The following is a 17,922-nucleotide window of genomic DNA, read 5'->3' on the forward strand; positions in this document are numbered from 1 at the left end:
CGAACTGTCGAACTGCCCCTCGGCGGGCGTGGGCGGCAGCCTCGGCCAGTTGATGCGCGGCGACACCGTGCCCGAGTTCGAGAGCGCGCTGTTCGACCACGCCGAGGAAGGCCTGCTGCCGCGTCTCATACGCACGCGCTTCGGCTTTCACCTCGTGCGCATCGAGCGGCGCGTGGCGGGCCAGCCGGTTGCGTTCGAGGACGTCGCCGACGACATCGCGCGCTATCTTGCGGAGCGGGTCCGCCACAAGGCCATTCAACAATACGTATCGATTCTGGCTTCCGAGGCCACGCTCGAAAATGCCGCCGTCGATGCCGCGACAAGCCCGCTGGTTCAGTGAACAAAGGGACCCTTCATGACTCAGCCCAACGCTCCAGCACGCAAACCTGCCGACGCTGACACCCCGCCCGCGCAGGCCGACGCCAGGGCGTGGTCCGTGCTGCTGGTGAGCACGCTCGCGTTTCTCGTCTGCTTCGTGGTGTGGATGATGTTCGGCGTGATCGGCGTGGAATTGCGCGACGAGCTCAAGCTCAGCAGCACCGAGTTCGGCCTGCTCACGGCAACGCCCGTGCTGACCGGCGCGGTGATGCGGCTGCCGCTGGGCACCTGGACCGACCGCTTCGGCGGACGCATTGTCATGACAATCCTGCTCGTGGTCTGCGCGGTGCCGGTGTATATCGTCAGCTATGCGAGCCAGCTCTGGCAATTCCTCACCATCGGACTGTTTCTCGGCTGTGTGGGCGCCTCGTTCGCGGTAGGCACGCCTTATGTCGCGCGCTTCTTCCCGCCGAAACAACGCGGCTTCGCGATGGGCTTCTTCGGCGCGGGCACCGTGGGCGCCGCAGTCAATCTGTTCGTGACGCCCGAACTCGAAAAGCTCTACGGCTGGCGCTTCGTGCCGCGCGTCTACGCGGTCGCACTGCTGGTGACCGCCGTGATTTTCTGGCTGGGCTCCGCGCGCGACCCAGGCGCGGGCAAGGCGAACGGCTCGTGGCTCGACGCATTCAAGGTGCTCGGCGACTCGCGCGTCTGGCGTCTGTGCCAGTACTACTCGATTACGTTCGGCGGATTCACGGCGCTTTCGCTGTGGATTCCTCAATATCTGAAGGCCGAGTACGGGATGTCGATTGTGATGGCATCCGCGTTCGCAGCGGGCTTCTCGCTGCCGGGATCGGTGTTGCGCGCGGTGGGCGGCGTGCTTGCCGACAAGTTCGGCGCACACAGCGTCACGTGGTGGGGCCTGTGGGTCGCGTGGATCTGCCTGTTCATTCTCTCGTACCCGGCCACCGATTTCGTGATTCACACCATCGACGGCACCGAGACACTGCACATCAGCATGCCGCTCGCGGGCTTCGTTGCGCTCACGTTCGTGCTGGGCGGCGTGCTGGCGTTCGGGATGGCCTCGACCTTCAAGTACGTTGCCGACGACTTCCCCACCAATATGGGCGTGGTGACCGGCGTGGTGGGCCTCGCGGGCGGGCTGGGCGGCTTCCTGCTGCCGATTCTGTTCGGCGTGCTGCTCGACCTGCTCAAGATCCGCTCGAGCTGCTTCATGCTGCTCTACGGCGTCGTGTGGGTCTCGCTCATCGTGATCTATATCACCGAGGTCAAGCGCGCGCCGATTCTCGGCGACAAGCAGACCCGGGAAGCCGGCGTGCTCGTGCGCTAGCAGGCACGCTGGCCCCCACTCAGGCGCTCAGGCGGCCGCCGCTTCGGCGGCCTCCGGCGCCGTCACCACGAGCACGCTGCACGACACCCGGTCGAGCAGCTTGCGGTCGTCGCGACCTTCCCACCAACGCTTGAACGGACCTCTGCGGTGATGGGCCAGCACGATGAGGTCGGCGTTGAACGACGCGCTCGCACGCGCGATCTCGTCGATCGCACGGCCCACGGCAAAATTCCCCGTTGCCTCGAGCCCGAGCGCCTTCAGGCGCGCCACGCCGTCTTCGAGAATGTCCTTTGCAGCCGCCTCCGCGGCCTCATAGGGCACCGCCGACGCAATGTCGGTACCCCATTGCAGCGGCGACTGGTCGAGCACCGCCAGCAGCTGCGTCTGCGCCTTACATTCGAGCGCCAGATCCTTGCCTTCGCGCAGCGCGCGGCGCCCCTCCCGCGTGGCGTCGTAACACAACAGAATGCGGTTGAACGCGCCCATTTCACTTCTCCTTGTGTCTCCTGCTGCTCTCCCGAGCTCGCCTGTTACATTATTTATATCACGTCGTGATATAAATTGACAGAAAAGCCCATTTGCCCCCTCCGATGGCTCGGGTTGTGTAACCGGACCGTGTTACAAAACGCGTCGACGCCCCCTCCGAAGCCCTCATTTGTCACAATTAGACAGAACTCGTTACAAGGGGCCGATACGCTTGTTACAAACTAATTGTCAGATAGATAGGGTTTGTAACTAGAATTTATTACCTGCTCCGCTGGTTGCTTTCAATCTTATTGCTCGAAAAAAACTATAAAAGCGCTTTCTTCAATCCATTGCGCATACATTCGAGCCATCTCCAAAAAGTCCTTTTATTACTGCACTTTACGCGATATCCCTTGCCCAGAAAGGGAGAGCGGGATGCTCACTGGATCTCCCATCCGGCAAACAGAAAAAATTACCGAACTTATTTGTAACAGCCTGATTATTTTTCGTCTCAGGGATTGATTTCTGGGATCTGCCCTCATACAATTCGCTCCAACATGTTACGAGTTGTAACGTGTTGTATCAAAAAGTCAGGCACCGCCACTCATGAGCGGGCCGACCAAGGGCCATAAAAGTTACAACGGCGCACAACGCCGGGGGGTTAATCGGGGCTTCGGAAAAAAGAAAATGGACCGCAGCAGCGAGACGCTGGATTCAATCCGCGAAATTAACTTGTCGTACCTGATGCTCGCGCAGCGCATGCTGCGCGAGGACAAGCCGGTCGGTATGTTCCGACTGGGCCTGTCGTCGGAACTGGCCGATCTGCTTTCCGGTCTGTCGCTCGCGCAGATCGTTAAGCTGGCCGCTTCCGACCAGCTCCTTTGTTTGTTCCGCTTCGACGACCATGCCATGCTGTCCGCGCTCACGCAGACAACCCGGCATGCCGACGTGGCGGCCACGCACACGGCCATCCTGCTTGCAGGGCAGCCGGCTGTGCAGTTCGCCTGAGGAACGGGTCATGGCGACGAACCGGCGCAGCCTCACAGAAGACGCGCAAGAAGTCTTTCGAGCCATCGCGCTGATCGAACTGGGCGCGCGCATGCAAGTGCTGGAGAGCGAGCTTTCGCTTTCGCGCGACCGCATGATCCGCCTGTATCGCGAGATCCGCGGCGTGTCGCCGCCCAAGGGCATGCTGCCGTTTTCGGCGGATTGGTACATGACGTGGCTGGCGAACATTCATGCTTCGCTGTTCTACAACACGTACCTGTTTTTGAAGAATGAAGCGCGTTGCTCGCATCTCGACGCGCTCACCAAGGGGTTCCGGCTTTATCTGGAACACTGCAGCCACAGCGGGACCGAGCCGGTGCTCGATCTCACTCGCGCATGGACCCTGGTGCGGTTTTTTGATGCCGATATTCTGCAGTTGACGCCTTGCTGCCGCTGTAGCGGCAAGTTCGTCGCGCACCGCCACGACTTGCAGCACAACGTCGTGTGTGGCGCATGCCAGCCGCCTTCGCGCGCGGGCAAGACGAAAAAGGCCGCTGCAGCGCGACGGGGCGCCGAGCAGACCGACCGCAACCTTCCGGAGCAGTCACCGGATGGCATTGCCGAGGCTGCGTAAGCGTAGGAGACCAAAGATCCGGCGGGCGGAGCAAGCTCAAAAAACCGGACGCATCAAACTAGACGCGAAACCGTCCGGCGCTCGGAACGAGGGCCGGACGGCGAAGCGCTTTCTGCCGTTCCCCTCATCTTCAGTTCCGCTTCAAGTCCCGCCCAACGTCTGCCAGACAAGCCACAGATTCGCGGCCGTGATCACGGCGAAGCGCAGCCACGCAATCACCCGCGTGGGCAGCCGGTTCGCGAACGCGCCCGTCAGCGCGCGATCGTTCGTCATGCGGATGAGCGGCCACCGCGCGAACGGCAGTTGCAGGCTCAGCACCACCTGGCTTGCGACCGGCAGCTTGCCCACCGCACCATTGCCGAGCAGCCACACCCCCACGAACGCAGGAATCAGCGCAAGCACGGGCGCGAGCAGCTTGTAGGCGTCTTCGATCTCGGTGACCTGGTTGTGGCCGGTCGCATGAAAGGCCGCCGCCGCGAGAATCAGGATGGCCGCGTTGATCAGCAGCGCGAGCGTGAGCGAGACGATCGTGTCGAGCCGCGACCACCCGATAGCCTGCGCGAGGCTCGCGTGGTCGCGCTTCACGGCGCGCGTCTGCACGATCGACGAATGCAGGTAGAGGTTATGCGGCATGACGGTCGCGCCGAGAACGCCAATGGCGAGATACAGCGGCTCCTTCGACGAGATCGCTTGCCACGAGGGCATCGCGCCCGCGAACACGGCGGGCCAGTGCGGCTTCACGAGCGCCAGTTCGATCACGTAACCGAGGCCGATGGTGGCGATGAGGCCGGCCATGATCGCTTCGAGCGTGCGGAAATTCTTGTCCTTGAGGCCGAGCACGATCACCGTGTCGAACGCGGTGAGCACCACGTCCCATAACATCGAGCAACCCAGCAGCAGATGAAACGCGAGCGCGTCGGCCAGCTCCGAGGCCGGAACCACTTCTTCGCCAGCCTTGACCGCTGGCAGGCTCCCGTCCTGGTACAGCTTGCGCCAATGGAACAACTGGTTCGGGTTCACGCCGTGTTGGCGCGCCACCAACGAAACCGATTTCCCCGGCTCGAAGCTCTCGCGCACCATCGCGAGCTTCTGCTCCGCCGTCCAGCGTCGCCGACGCTCCGGACCCGTCAACACATCCATCACTTCCTGCCTGGTGTTAGCCAAAAACACAGTCTTATGCCTACCCGTAATTTTAAGTGGGAGACGGTGTCCGGTGTTTCAGGGGGCGACTCCACACACTAACCCGTGGCGACCCGTTCTGCAGCGGTGAACATCCGGCTAAGTGAGGCGACGTGTGCTGAGGGTGCATCGATAATGAGCAGCGACTCCGCGATCGCCCTCGCGGTGCTGAGACGCCCCTCCAGCCACCCGCGCAACACGACCTCGGACGTAACGACGATATTGCTGCGCTTTTCCTCGTCCGTCGCCGACACATCGGGTATCTCAGGCACGATATCCGGATCGAAACCGTTCATCGTTGCGTGGAAGAACCCCCACGTGTCATTCTCGATGAGCAGCACGTAGAAGTCGGGCAGACCCAGCAGGGCCTCCTCGCCGTGCGCGCCTTCGATACGTGCCTGTAGCAGATTCAATGCCTCGACGGACGCCATGCGCACGCGTGCCGCGGCAAGCGCACCTTGAACAGCGCCGGGCGGTTCGACCCAACCGGACTCGATTGCCTTTCGGGTTGCCACTGCTACGGACAGCGCCGACCGGTGGCCGACGCTGAATTCAATCTTGAAGTTGCAGATTGCGCACATGGTCCCGTTACGGTGTCACGATGTTGAAGAAGAACTCGAAGTTGTCGAGCCAGGTGACGAACTCGCCGAGCTTCTGGCTATCCCCATCAATCTTCGCCCTACCCGCTATCACCAGGTTATGCATTGTCGCGGCGCCGAGCATCACGTTGTTCAGGTCGTTGCGCGTCATGGTCAGTGACGCATCAGCGGAACCGGACGTGCGTCCCTTCGAATAGTGCAGCGCGGAGTTCTCGACACCGACGAGGTATTTCTCGTTGGTGTCCGTGAGCACGAGATTGAAGGTCAGCGATTTGCCCGCAGCCCGCTCCCCGTTCAGGCGCACGCCGAGGAAGTCGAGAAACAAATCGAGCGGCATCGCACGTATCGTATCCGGATTCTCCGGGCTGCCGATCGGCACCTTGTGCACGCCGTTGCGCAACTCCATCGCGCCCGTCAGGTAGAAATTGCGCCAGCTCGCCGACTCGGACTGGTAACCGAGCTGCTCGTAGGTGTCGGCAAGCAGGTGTTTCGCGGCGACGTTATCCGGTTCCGCGAAGACCACGTGATTGACGACTTCCGCCACCCAACGGTAATCCCCTTTGTCGAAAGAGCCCTGTGCTTTTTTCAACGCCGAATCTGGCCCTCCCATGAATTCGACATAGCGTTTCGCGGACTCGACGGGCGGCAGACGATGCAGATTCGCGGGCACGCCGTCGAAGAAGCCGAGACGCAGGTTGTACTGCGCAACGAGGTCGTGGTAGACGGTACCGTAGTAGCTGCGGCAGTACCAATGCTTCGCGAGGCTATCCGGCAGGCGCAGCATCTCGCCGATCTCGCGAGGCGTATACCCCCCGTTCGCAAGACGCATCGTCTGGTCGTGCAGATAGCGGTACATGTCGCGCTGCGCGCGCAGGAACGGGACGATCCGCTCATTGCCCCAAGTGGGCCAGTAGTGCGATGCGAACAGCACCTGCATGTCGTCGCCGAACATGTCGAGCGCAGTCTGGAGGTACTTCGACCAGAGCAGTGCGTCGCGGACCTTGGCACCTCGCAAAGTATAGAGGTTGTGCAGGGTATGCGTCGCATCTTCTGCCGCACAGAACGCCTTGTACTTCGGTAGATAGAACATGAACTCCGAGGGAGCCTCCGACTCCGGAGCCATCAGGACAACGAACTCAACGCCGTCGAGCGTCAACCGCTGCCCGGTTTTCTCCGCGAAGTGCGTTGGAACCATCAGCGTGATCGCGCCGTTGGAACTCGTCTTCCCGAGTCCACCGTCAACGGTGCCGACGGGGCTGCGCGGCAGCAACATCCCGTACATATACGATGCCCGGCGCCCCATCGCATTGCCGGCAATGACGTTTTCGCTGACTGCCGCTTCAGTAAAGGCCACCGGCGCGACAATCCTTACCTTGCCGGATTTCAGATCGTCGTCGCTGACAATGCCGCGAACCCCGCCGTAGTGGTCGGCGTGACTGTGGGTATAAACGACGTGCGTAATGGGACGCTCGCCGAGATGCGGCACGACCAGATTCTTCCAGACAAACGACGAGACATCTTCAGTGGTGAATGGATCGACGACGATCCAGCCGTTGTCGCCACGAATGATGCTCATCACCGAAAGGTCATACCCGCGGACCTGCCAGATGCCGTCGACAACCGCAAACAGGCCATGATTCATGTTCAGCTTGGCATTGCGCCAGAGGCTGGGATTCACGGTCGCCGGCGAATTGTTTTCCGGACCGCCCGTGATGAACGAAAACTGTGAAAGATCCCAGGCATAGCCTCCCTGGTTACCTGGAATCTTCACGGGCTCGGGCAGCGTTGCGACAAGACCGTGCCTGGCATCCTCGAAATCCTGAGCATCGGCGAAATTGAGGAATTTCGCGTAAGCCGCGTTCGCATCGAGCGTGGCCCGGGTGGGCGGCTTTGCCCCAATGCCGGTGGGGCTTGCGGACGATCCCGTCTGAGCGAATGCATCAGCCCCGACTGAACCGAGGCCTGTCGCCACCCCGGCGACAGCGACATTTTTCAGGAATGCTCTGCGTGTAGCGGGACCAGCCGGTGCGCGTTTATCCGACATGAGCGTTTCTCCAGGCGGTTACTCGTGCGACAGATTCGTTAAGTGATAGCAGGGGCTTATGGCAAGGTCAATCTCAAACTTTGCATCGCAGCGCAGAGGGCGATGCAAGAACACTCCGCAACAATCACTCCTGCCTCGCGCGAGGCGCGAGGCAGACGAGACGTTCAAAAAGCGTCTTTTGGATGCGTTGGTTCAGGCAAGGTTCGATGGGTATTCGAGCGCGCCCGTGCGAGCTGCTGCTGAGCGCTTCAGCAGCAATGCGGCGGCCTGGATCAGCATCGGCACGGCGAGCAGCGCGAACATCGTGCTGACATCGACGTTGGCTTTAAGCATGAGCCCGCCTGCAAGAGGACCCAACATGCCGCCGAAGCGGCCGACGCCGTTCATCCAGGAGATTCCCGTCGTGCGGCCGCTGCTCGAATAGAACGTCGCAGCCAGAGAGGCCATCGACATCAGCGCGCCATTGACGCACATACCCGCCGCGAATGTGCTTGCCGCGAGGAGGCCGAGGTTACCCTTTTGTCCGCCAAGAATCCAGAGAGCCACTCCCCCGCCGGCAACAGCGATTGCAACCACGGTGTTCTTTTCGAATCTACCCATTAACCATCCCAGGCAAAGGGCGCCGAGCGCGCCGCCTAGCGGGTACAGGCTCGTAATGAATGAAGCTTGACTGAGGGTAGCGCCGCTGTCCCGAATCAACAGCGGCATCCAGCCGTTGAGCAGGTAAAACACAAAGCAGGCCGAGGAATAGGCGCACCACAGCATCAATGTACCGAACAGAAAACCCGGTGACAGAATAACTGCGACGCCCACTTTCTTCTGTGATTGTTCGTCCTCCGAAAGCACGAAGTGGCTGCTGTCGAAGGCGACGTCGGGGGCAATTCTTCGCATCACGGCGGCAACGCGTTGCGCTGGCCAGTTTCGCGACACCATGAATCGCAGCGGCTCGGGCAGCACAAAGATCGCGGCGATGGCGAGGCCGAGCGGTATCACGCCGCCGATGATGAAGATGCTTCCCCAGCCATAGACCGGAATCACGATGCCTGCAACGACACCGCATGCCGCCGCACCCAGCATGACACCGCAATTCACGAAATTGACGAGTAGCGAACCACGGCGAGTGGGGGCGTATTCGTGCACCAGTGTCAAACCCACGGGCATAGCCGCGCCGAGCCCGATGCCGGTGACGAAGCGCAGTCCGGTGAGGGCACCAACGCCGCCGACGAATGCAGTCAGAATACTTCCGACTGCCGACGTCATCAGCATGACGATCAATACCCGTTTAGGGCTGGTCCAGTCAGAGAGGGGGCCGCCGAGCAGCGCTCCGACTGTCATCCCCAGCACGCCGGCGCTTATCGCGGTGCCTAATTGGGCTTTCGTAATATGCCACTCGCCGATGAATGACGGTCCTGCAAAGCCGATCGCGACAACGTCATAAGCATCGATCGTTAGGATCAGAAAGCATACTGCTATCACGAACCATTGGTATAGCGAGACCGGACGGTCGTCGATGAATTGCTTGACGTCTACTGTTTGCGGCGCTGAACGCATTCCTGTCTCCTGCTCTTGTTTGCTGTTGATTTCGAGGTGCTGTCGAGATGCCATCGTCCGTGGCGCATAGAGCAAATGAGCGGCCATACACCATTGGACGCTTTCGCGGACCTGACAGCTTGTACGTCGATGCGGCGCTAGAACGTGTGTCGGATGCCGATGTCCGCTCCCGTTGTCGTGCCGGGCACCTCATTCAAGGCGCCGGTGATGCTAAGCCCGGTATCCATTGCTCCGTGGTTGTCCACCAGTCCGACTTGGGCGTAGAGCGAAGTCGTCTTCGAGAGGAAATACTCGGCACCCAAGGCAGCCAGCACCGAGTGATTCGTAGTATGGTCGCGGTCGCTCGTTACCCAGACGCCGCCGTTGACATCGAAAGCCGGCGACACGTAATAAGTGAGCCCGCCGCCATAGACATTGTTGTTAGCCGAACCGGCGACCTTGTAGTTGACAAACGATGCCTTGGCGATGACCGGGCCATACGCGTAGGAAACGCCGAGCATGCGGCCTTCGAAGCCCAGATTGGTTGGAACGGGCGTGTTGGCTGTGCCTCCGGCATTACCGTCGTAAAACGCGGCGTTGGCCGTCAGGCCGCCGTGTTCGTAGTTCACGGCAAATGAATATTGCCGGCCTGCCTGAAAGTCGCCTGGCGACCCGCCCAGCGCCAGCATCGCCCTGCCCTGGAGTCCGGCGAATCGCGGCGTGGTATAGGAGACTGCATTCGAATTGAAGATGCCCGTACCGATAGCGCTATTGACGTAGGGCAACGCGCCGCTGCCGAACAGGGAGAAGGCGCGCGGATCCGACTCGTCGACGGCCAGAAAGAACGGCGAGAATTGCAGCCCCGCCTTGAACTCCCCGAAATTCCCGTCGAGAGCGAGCCAGGCCTGTCGGCCGAACTGATTGCCGTTCGAATTGTTGAGGCCGCCGTTGGCCACGTTGATCCCACTTTCGATCTTGAATTTTGCCTTGAGCCCTCCGCCCAGATCCTCCGTTCCGGTGAAGCCGAAGAACGAAGGAGCGCGCCCGCCATCGATCAGCGAGAAGTTGGAACCGGCATTGCCCCCAGTGGTCGGGGCTAACGTTTTGTTCGTGTAAAGCAAGCCAGCGTCGAGCTCGCCATACAAGGTCACGGAGCTTTGCGCATATGCCGCTCCGCTCGTCACTCCCATCAGTGCCAATGCCAGAAGTGTTCTATTCATTACATCCGTCTCCATTCCTTCGTTGTACTTATGTTATTTAAAAAATTCCGGCATTTCTGCTGTTACCCCATGAAGTTCGATAGCAACGCCTTACTGCTCAGCGGTTGAAGATTCAGTCCGGGTAGGCCGATGTACTCAGCCGCACGGGAAGTTCTGGTGTCGACGGTGACCGTCAAGACGCGACACGGCTTTCCTTTTGGGGATCACCCATTTTTCGTCGGTGCTGCCAGTTCGATCACGGCATCGGCCGCAAACGCACCTTCTCCGTCAGGCATCGCAAAGACCGGATTGAGGTCGATTGATAGCAGCCTGGGTCCTGCCGCCACCGCGAACTGCGAGAGCTTCGACAGCATTTTCGCCAGCGCGGCGATATCGGCCAGAGGCCGGCCTCGCGCGCCGAGCAACAGGCTCGAGCTACGAATCGAGCGGATCATCTGTTCGGCCACGCTTTCGTCGAATGGGCAGCGGTGCAGCACGACATCATTGAGAATCTCGACGAACACGCCGCCCATTCCGAACATCGCGACCGGACCAAATACGGCGTCACGTTGGATACCCATGACACATTCCACGCCCTGAGTGATCTGCCGGGCCACCAGCACGCCTTCCAGGCGGGCCTGCGGTGCGGCCTCATGGGCGCGTGCCAGCAAGGTGGCAAAGCCCGCGCGCACTGCCTCTTCATCGCCCACGTTGAGAAGCACGCCGCCAATGTCCGACTTGTGCAGAATGTCAGGCGAAAGGATTTTCAGCACCACCGGAAAGCCGATCTCCCGAGCGGCCGCCACTGCATCTTCTGGCTGTGCGCACGCGCGTTCCGGCGCGTTGACGATTCCGGCGCCAGCAAGGAGCCGCTTGGCCTGCAATTCGTTCGGTGTGTCGGCCGGCAGCACCACCGGCGGCAACGCCTGTGGTGCTGCCCGCGGCGCTTGCGCAAAGGCGCGGCCGAAACGGCTCATGGCGCCAATGGCGACCACAGCGCGCGTCGGATCCTCGAAGACCGTGAAGCCATCCTCCTCATAGGCGCGCAGCACGTCGCCCGGGCCCTGAAGCACGAGTACGTACAGGCGGTCCGGGTGGCGGGCACGCACTGCGGCCAACTGCTCCCGCAGACGCGGCGCTACGGATGGCGTCGCGCCGGCGTAGGTAAAGAATCCGAGGACAGCCTGATACCCCCCCTCGCCGACCATCGTCTCGGCGAACGGCTCGATAAGAGACAGATCGTTGACGAACTGCGCGGTGGTGTCGACCGGATTGCGCGGCGCGCAAAATGGCAGCAGTTTGAGCAGTTTCTCTTGCGCCGCGCGCGGCATTTCCGGTAGCGACAAGCCGAGGTCTTCGGCTGCGTCCGAAATGATCACGCCGGCACCGCCGCTGACGGTAATGACGCCAAGCGTATTGGCCACCGGGTACACGCCGCGCGCGGCGAGGCGCACGATGTCAAGCAATTCCTCGGTGGTGCGTGCACGCACTACGCCGAGTTCGTTCAGCACGGCATCCACTACCGCATCGTTACCGGCGATCGAAGCGGTATGCGAGCGCGCCGCTGCGCTGCCGACGTCGCTGCGGCCGACCTTCATCATCACGACCGGCTTGCGTGCGCTGCGCGCGGCCTGAAGCGCTTCAACCAGCCCCTCGCCGTCGTTGATACCTTCGGCATAAAGGGCAATCACGCCGGTGTTCGGGTCGTCGACCAGCAGTCGGACCATATCGCCCAGCGTCAGGTCCCCTTCATTGCCGGTCATCGCTATGGTAGACAGTCCAATGTTCGCAGCCCGAGCCGCGTTTAGCAGATGGCCGCCGTAGGCACCGGACTGACTGACCACGCTGACGCAACCTGTGCGTATCTGGCCGAGCAAGATGCTTGAGGCAAAGCTACCGATAAAGCCGCTGTGGAGGTTGATGATCCCGAGCGCGTTCGGTCCGAGCACGCGCATGCCGCTGCGCCGCGCGATGGCGACCACTTCGGCTTGCAATGCCTCGCCTTCGGCCCCGGTTTCGGCAAAGCCCGCGCTGAACAGGATCGCCACGCGAACGCCGCGCGTCGCCAGCGCGCTGACGGCTTCCAGCACCAGGCTTGCCTGCACCGCCACGATCGCGACCTCCGGCACTTCAGGCAGATCGGCGATCGAAGCGTAAGCGGGCAGGCCCTGTACCTCTCGCCGGTTCGGGTTGACCGGCAGGATGCGCCCGGTGAAGCCCAGCTTGAGCATGGCGGCTATCGGTCGTCCGCCAATGCGGGCTGCGTCGTCCGACGCGCCAATGACGGCAACCGAGCGTGGATTCAGGAGACAGTCGATAGGAGTGCTTGTGGTCATGAATCTGTATCCGGGTTCGTGAACGTTCATCGGGAGCCGTTCGGGAGAGATCCCCTCTGCGGCTCCTGCTTTCGCAATTCAATCGGGCGATCCTGCCGACGTCAGAACGTGGCGTCGCCTTCCAGCAACCGGCGAGCAATGGTGCGGCGCTGAATCTCGGACGTGCCGTCGGGAATGCGCATGGTGCGCGCCCAACGATAACCCGCCTCAAGTCGCAGCTCGTTGGTAAGGCCCATGCCGCCGTGGATCTGGATGGCGCGATCCATGACGCGGCCCACCATTTCAGTGGCCGATGCCTTGACGATCGACACTTCCTTGGTGGCGGGCCGGCTCTCGTCGATTAGCCAGGCACAATGCCGGATCATGGACTTGCTGGCGTAGATGTCCATCGCGCACTCCGCCAGCATGAACTGCACGGCCTGGTGTTCTGCGATCGGTTGGCCGAAGGTCTTGCGGACCTGCGCATAGGCCAGCGCCTGGTCCAGTGCCCAGCGCGCCAGACCAAGGCATGACGCCGCCATGCTCAGGCGTCCGGCATTGACGCCGTCGAGTGCCACGGACAGCCCGCGGTCCACCGGGCCGAGACGTTGGGCATCGGGCACCCGCACGTTGTCGAGCGCAACAATGCCGATTTCGGCGCCCAGATGCCCCATGACCGGAATCACACCCGGCACCGAGAATCCCCGCGTATCGGTGCGCAAAAAGAAGCCGGTAATGCCGCCGCGGTGCGCACGCGCTTTCTCTTCGTCCGTGACGGCGAAGATCATCGCGTAATCCGCGTAGGGGGCGTTGGTGATCCACTGCTTGCTGCCGTTGATGACCCAGTGGTCGCCGTCGCGCACGGCGCGGGTGCGCATGCCGAAGACATCGGAGCCTGCATCCGGTTCGCTCAGGCCGAAGCACATAGTCTTGTCGCCGCTGGCGAGTGCCGCGTGGCAGGTTGCCAGCACGGCCGGGTCGAGGTGCCGGAGCACCGGCGACAATCCGTTCGTAAAGGGCGACGGCAGCACGACGGTCTGCACCAGATGGCGTCCCGGTCCGCAGTGCGCGTTCAGACGTTCCTGGATATAGACGGCTGCCTGCGCGCCCAGCCCGCCGCCGCCGAGGGATTCGTCGGCGAGCGCGGTATAGAAACCCAGTTCGGCCGAACGCATGCGGACCTGCCGGCGCAGGGCCAGCACCGCGGGGCTGTAGCGGCCGTCCTCGCCATAGAGGGTCCGTTCGCTGCCAAGCAGGGCGCGGTGTTCCTGTTCGAGTCCCGCCACTTCACGGTCGACGAAGCGGATCAGCGCGTCGCCGAAATCAACCCATTCGCTAGGTACGTCGAAGTTCATTGGAATGCCTCCTTGTCTCTGTTATGCGGTCGGTGCATGGTCGGGCCGCTGTCAGTGGGCAACACCTGTCCGGCAGGCAAACGCGCGCCACGCATGCATCGGGCAGGCGTTCGTCAGCACGGACTCGTCATACCGGCGTAAAGGTCGGCACCGGTGGGCCGTCGTCCGTCGGCGAAAACCTGACCCGCACTTTCTGCCCGATGTGCAGCGAATCGAGATCGCAGTCGACGATATGGGTCATCATCGAAACCCCTTCGTCCAGCGCGACATAGGCGATGCAAAACGGGGTGGGGCCGGCCCGGCGCGTGACGCTGTACGTGTAGATGGTGCCGAGGCCGCTCGCCTCTCTCCAGTGGGTGGTGCCCATGCAGAACGGGCACAGCACGCGCGGATACCAATGGGGCTTGCCACAGTCATCGCAGTACTTCACCAGCAACCGGTCCTCGCGCGCGGCCTGCCAGAATTCGGCACTGTCGGGCAGTTCGGCCGGCGCCTTCAGCGCGCGCGGGATGTAAGGGGACGTCATGTCATTGCTCCCGTTCGAGGATCAAGGTGGCGCTGCCGTGGCGCGAGCCGAGGTAGCCGCCCATTCCCTGAGCAAGCGCCAGGTCGCAGTTCGGGACCTGTACCGCCGGATGCGCCTCGCCGCGCAATTGCCGCACCGCTTCGATGACTTTGGTGATGCCGCCACGGTTGGCCGGATGGTTGTTGCACAGGCCGCCGCCATCGGTGTTGACGGGCAACCGGCCGATACCGGAAATCAGGTTGCCGTCGGCGACGAATCTGCCGCCCTCTCCTTTCCTGCAAAAGCCGAGGTCTTCGAGCTGCATCAGGACCGTGATGGTGAAGCTGTCGTAGATCGAGGCGTACTTGATATCGGCAGGCGTCACACCCGCTTCGGCGAAGGCGGCTGCGCCGGAGCGCTGCGCCGCCGACCAGGTCAGGTCGACCTTGCCGCCAAGCTGACCCTTGATAGCCTCACCGGCGCCGCGGATCTTGACTGCACGACGCGCGAGCGTGGCGGCAATCTCCGGGCGGGTCACGACCAATGCACCGCCGCCGTCGGACACGACACAGCAGTCGAGCCGGCGCAGCGGATCGGAAACCAGCGGCGAAGCCAGGACGTCTTCCACCGTGACCAGGTCGCGCAGCATGGCATCAGGGTTGTGCTGCGCGTGGTGAGAGGCGGCCACCTTGACCCACGCCAGTTGCTCGCTGGTCGTGCCGAACTCGTACATGTGACGCATCGCTGCCATGGCGTAGAGGTTGACTGTCAGCGGCTGGAACGGCGTCTCGAAGGGCAAGTCCGGCAAGTCCTTGCCGAAGTTGCGCGCCTGCGTGCCGGTGGAGCCTTCGGAGCGTGGGCGACCCGCCAGCGTAATCAGCGCGACATTGCACTTGCCTGCCGCGATGGCCTGCGCCGCGTGCGAAACATGTGCGAGATAGACGCATCCGCCCATGTCGGTGGAATCCACGTGACGCACGTTCAGGCCCAGATAGTCGACCATATTGACCGGGCCGAGGCCCGGCGCGTCGCTGGCGCAGAAATAGCCGTCGACATCATGCAGGGACAGGCCCGCGTCTTTGAGCGCGCCCTTCGCGCATTCGGCATGCAATTGCGGGACTGTCTTGTCCGGCGCCTTGCGGGTCGGGTGCTCGTAAGCCCCGACGATATAGGCCTTGCCGTTTATGCTCATGCTCGTTCTTCCGATGGGTCAGAGGGTGCGTTGTGCCAGTCAGATCGGGTCCCAGTTGATGACGTCGGGCGAACGCTCCAGCTTGAAGAAGCTGTTGCGCATCGCGGGCACGGCAACTTCCGCGATCGATTCCGACGTCCAGCCATCGCTCATGTGCACCGAGCGCAGCGGCCGCGACTGGCTCATCAGCATCAGCTCATTGGCGCGCACGGCGAATATCTGGCCGCTCACATCGCGCGCGGCGTCGCTCGCGAGAAACACGGCCATCGGTGCGATCTTGCTGGCCTCCATCTTTTGCAGCTTCGCTACGCGCGCCTGCTCTTCCGGCGTTGCCGACGGAATGGAACTGGTCATGCGGCTCCACGCGAACGGGGCGATGCAGTTGGAGCGCACGTTGAAGCGGGCCATGTCGAGTGCGATCGACTTGGACAGGGCCACGATGCCGAGCTTGGCGGCGGCGTAGTTGGCTTGTCCCAGGTTGCCGATCAGGCCCGAAGTCGACGTCATATGGATGTAGGCGCCGCTCTCCTGGTCCTTGAAATGATTGGCGGCCGCACGACTGATGAAGAAGGTGCCGTTCAGGTGCACGTCGATCACTGAACGCCACTCTTCCTCGTTCATCTTGAAGAACATGCGGTCGCGCAGGTTTCCGGCGTTGTTGACCACAGCGTCGATGCGGCCATACCTGTCGAGGGCGCACTGAATGATGGCGTGTGCACCGTTCCACGTTGAGACGCTATCCTGGTTTGCCACCGCATCGCCCCCGGCGGTGCGGATCTCGTCGACAACGCGCTGGGCCAGCCCCGGGTCGCCGCCCTCTCCCGACATCGAAACGCCGAGGTCGTTGACGATGACTTTTGCACCGGCTGCCCCCATGGCGAGGGCAACACTGCGCCCGATTCCACCACCCGCGCCCGTCACCACGACGACCTTGCCCTGCAAGGATGAATTCATTTGTCTCGCTCCTTTTTCAACCGGTTGATTACAAAAGACCTAGCGAATCGCGCCCAGGCCTCGCAAGTGTTCGATGTCCTGCGGACCGTATCCGGCAGCGCGCATGATTCCGTCGGTGTGTTCGCCGAGCAGCGGCGCACGGTGGCGGACCGCGCCTGGCGTGCCGCTCAACTTGATCGGCACGCCCGCGATCTTGACCGGCATCGCGGAGCCCGGCTGCTCGACTTCGACCAGCATTTCGCGCACGCCGTAGTGCGGATCGTCGAAGATTTCCGCCGACGTATAGACGGGCCCGAACGGCACGCTGCCGCCAATGCATCGCGCCAGCTCTTCCTTGGTGCGAACGCGGGTGAACGCCTCAATCGCCTCGACCACGCGTGACGCGTTTTGCACGCGCGCCGCGTTCGTGGCGAACGCTTCATCGACGACCAGTTCCGGACGACCGATCGCCAAAGCGAGCTTCTCCCAGAAACCATCGTGCGCGCAGGCGATCGACACCCAGCCGTCACGTGCGCGAAACAGCCCGAACGGGCAAAGCAGCGGATGGCGGTTGCCTTCGGGCGCAGGCACGATGCCGGTATAAGAAGTCTGGTAGACAATGCGCTCGCACATCGCCAGCACGCAGTCGGTCATCGCCACGTCGACGAACTGGCCTTCGCCGGTTTCGCGAACGCGATGCACGGCGGCGAGAATGCCGACGCACAGCATCAGCGCCGGTACCGTATCGCCCACGCCCGGGCCAATCTTGGTCGGTGTATCGTGGTCCGGTCCGGTGATGCCCATCATGCCCCCCATGGCCTGGGATACCACGTCGTAGGCAGGCCACTCCGCATACGGGCTGGCGCCGCTGCGCGGGTCGCCGAAGCCGCGTACCGCGCCGTAGACCAGACGCGGATTCGTTTCGCGCAGCCGTTCATACGACAGGCCGAGCCGCTCCATCACGCCGGTGCGAAAGTTCTCGACTACGATGTCGGCGCCGTCGATCAGCCTGCGCACGACCTCCAGTCCATGAGTCGTCTTCAGGTCCACGGCGATCGACCGCTTGTTGCGATTGACGCTTTGGAAATAGCCGCCGAATTCGCGCAGCGAGTCGTCCTCGCGAAACGGGCCGTTGATGCGGGTACCGTCGCCGCTCATCGGCTCGACCTTGATGACCTCGGCGCCGTGGTCGGCGAGGATCTGCGTGCAAAATGGGCCGGCCAGCATCTGCGTCAGATCGATCACGCGAAGTCCCGCGAGCGCGCCTGTCAGGGGGCGCGATGCCTGCATACGGTCTTCCATCTGTTGTCTCCGTT

Annotated in this window: 16 protein-coding genes; 4 read left to right on the top strand and 12 right to left on the bottom strand. The window is 62.4% G+C overall.

What is annotated here, in order from left to right:
- Both HV773_RS15815 and HV773_RS15820 read left to right on the top strand, forming a co-directional pair.
- The coding region (locus HV773_RS15815) for a peptidylprolyl isomerase (protein WP_175195325.1) at positions 1-340 on the top strand (340 nt) is incomplete at its 5' end.
- A gap of 15 nt (positions 341-355) precedes the next feature.
- On the top strand, positions 356-1,669 hold the full coding sequence (locus HV773_RS15820; protein WP_175195327.1) for an MFS transporter: 1,314 nt from the start codon (positions 356-358) through the stop codon (positions 1,667-1,669).
- Positions 1,670-1,696: 27 nt separating this feature from the next.
- Here the strand turns inward: HV773_RS15820 and HV773_RS15825 are convergent, their stop codons facing one another.
- Complete coding sequence (locus HV773_RS15825) at positions 1,697-2,155, bottom strand: universal stress protein (protein ID WP_175195329.1); 459 nt, start codon at positions 2,153-2,155, stop codon at positions 1,697-1,699.
- A 666-nt stretch (positions 2,156-2,821) separates the two neighbouring features.
- On the opposite strand from HV773_RS15825, the gene flhD reads away from it, so the two are divergent.
- Positions 2,822-3,142 (top strand): flagellar transcriptional regulator FlhD, encoded by a 321-nt coding sequence (gene flhD, locus HV773_RS15830; RefSeq protein ID WP_175195331.1) that lies wholly within the window; start codon positions 2,822-2,824, stop codon positions 3,140-3,142.
- A gap of 10 nt (positions 3,143-3,152) precedes the next feature.
- A complete protein-coding gene (flhC, locus tag HV773_RS15835) occupies positions 3,153-3,755 on the top strand; it encodes a flagellar transcriptional regulator FlhC (protein ID WP_175195333.1) in 603 nt (200 codons plus the stop codon).
- A 141-nt stretch (positions 3,756-3,896) separates the two neighbouring features.
- Here flhC and HV773_RS15840 read toward each other — a convergent pair whose 3' ends face one another.
- The 11 genes from HV773_RS15840 to HV773_RS15895 all read right to left on the bottom strand — a co-directional run bounded on the left by HV773_RS15840 (position 3,897) and on the right by HV773_RS15895 (position 17,908).
- Positions 3,897-4,895 (bottom strand): Nramp family divalent metal transporter, encoded by a 999-nt coding sequence (locus HV773_RS15840; protein ID WP_246282282.1) that lies wholly within the window; start codon positions 4,893-4,895, stop codon positions 3,897-3,899.
- A gap of 98 nt (positions 4,896-4,993) precedes the next feature.
- Positions 4,994-5,515, bottom strand: a complete 522-nt coding sequence (locus tag HV773_RS15850; RefSeq protein WP_175195335.1) for a hypothetical protein — start codon at positions 5,513-5,515, stop codon at positions 4,994-4,996.
- Between the two features lie 7 nt (positions 5,516-5,522).
- Complete coding sequence (locus HV773_RS15855; RefSeq protein ID WP_175195336.1) at positions 5,523-7,577, bottom strand: alkyl/aryl-sulfatase; 2,055 nt, start codon at positions 7,575-7,577, stop codon at positions 5,523-5,525.
- 192 nt (positions 7,578-7,769) lie between these two features.
- The gene (locus tag HV773_RS15860) at positions 7,770-9,215 is read right to left on the bottom strand and encodes an MFS transporter (protein WP_246282283.1); all 1,446 of its coding nucleotides are present in this window, start codon (positions 9,213-9,215) and stop codon (positions 7,770-7,772) included.
- 50 nt (positions 9,216-9,265) lie between these two features.
- Positions 9,266-10,327 carry a porin gene (locus HV773_RS15865; protein ID WP_175195338.1) on the bottom strand — a complete coding sequence of 354 codons (1,062 nt, stop codon included), beginning with the start codon at positions 10,325-10,327 and terminating at the stop codon, positions 9,266-9,268.
- Between the two features lie 203 nt (positions 10,328-10,530).
- Positions 10,531-12,642 carry an acetate--CoA ligase family protein gene (locus tag HV773_RS15870; RefSeq protein WP_175195340.1) on the bottom strand — a complete coding sequence of 704 codons (2,112 nt, stop codon included), beginning with the start codon at positions 12,640-12,642 and terminating at the stop codon, positions 10,531-10,533.
- Positions 12,643-12,743: 101 nt separating this feature from the next.
- Positions 12,744-13,976 carry an acyl-CoA dehydrogenase family protein gene (locus tag HV773_RS15875; RefSeq protein ID WP_175195342.1) on the bottom strand — a complete coding sequence of 411 codons (1,233 nt, stop codon included), beginning with the start codon at positions 13,974-13,976 and terminating at the stop codon, positions 12,744-12,746.
- A gap of 127 nt (positions 13,977-14,103) precedes the next feature.
- Positions 14,104-14,502, bottom strand: coding sequence for a Zn-ribbon domain-containing OB-fold protein (locus tag HV773_RS15880; RefSeq protein WP_175195344.1), 399 nt, complete (start codon positions 14,500-14,502; stop codon positions 14,104-14,106).
- A 1-nt stretch (position 14,503) separates the two neighbouring features.
- Positions 14,504-15,673 (bottom strand): thiolase domain-containing protein, encoded by a 1,170-nt coding sequence (locus HV773_RS15885; protein WP_175195346.1) that lies wholly within the window; start codon positions 15,671-15,673, stop codon positions 14,504-14,506.
- Positions 15,674-15,712: 39 nt separating this feature from the next.
- On the bottom strand, positions 15,713-16,627 hold the full coding sequence (locus tag HV773_RS15890) for an SDR family NAD(P)-dependent oxidoreductase (protein WP_175195348.1): 915 nt from the start codon (positions 16,625-16,627) through the stop codon (positions 15,713-15,715).
- 39 nt (positions 16,628-16,666) lie between these two features.
- On the bottom strand, positions 16,667-17,908 hold the full coding sequence (locus HV773_RS15895) for a CaiB/BaiF CoA transferase family protein (RefSeq protein WP_175195349.1): 1,242 nt from the start codon (positions 17,906-17,908) through the stop codon (positions 16,667-16,669).
- Positions 17,909-17,922: the final 14 nt, after the last annotated feature.

This window comes from Paraburkholderia caffeinitolerans (assembly GCF_902859945.1).
In the GTDB taxonomy this organism is placed as follows: Bacteria; Pseudomonadota; Gammaproteobacteria; order Burkholderiales; family Burkholderiaceae; genus Paraburkholderia; species Paraburkholderia caffeinitolerans.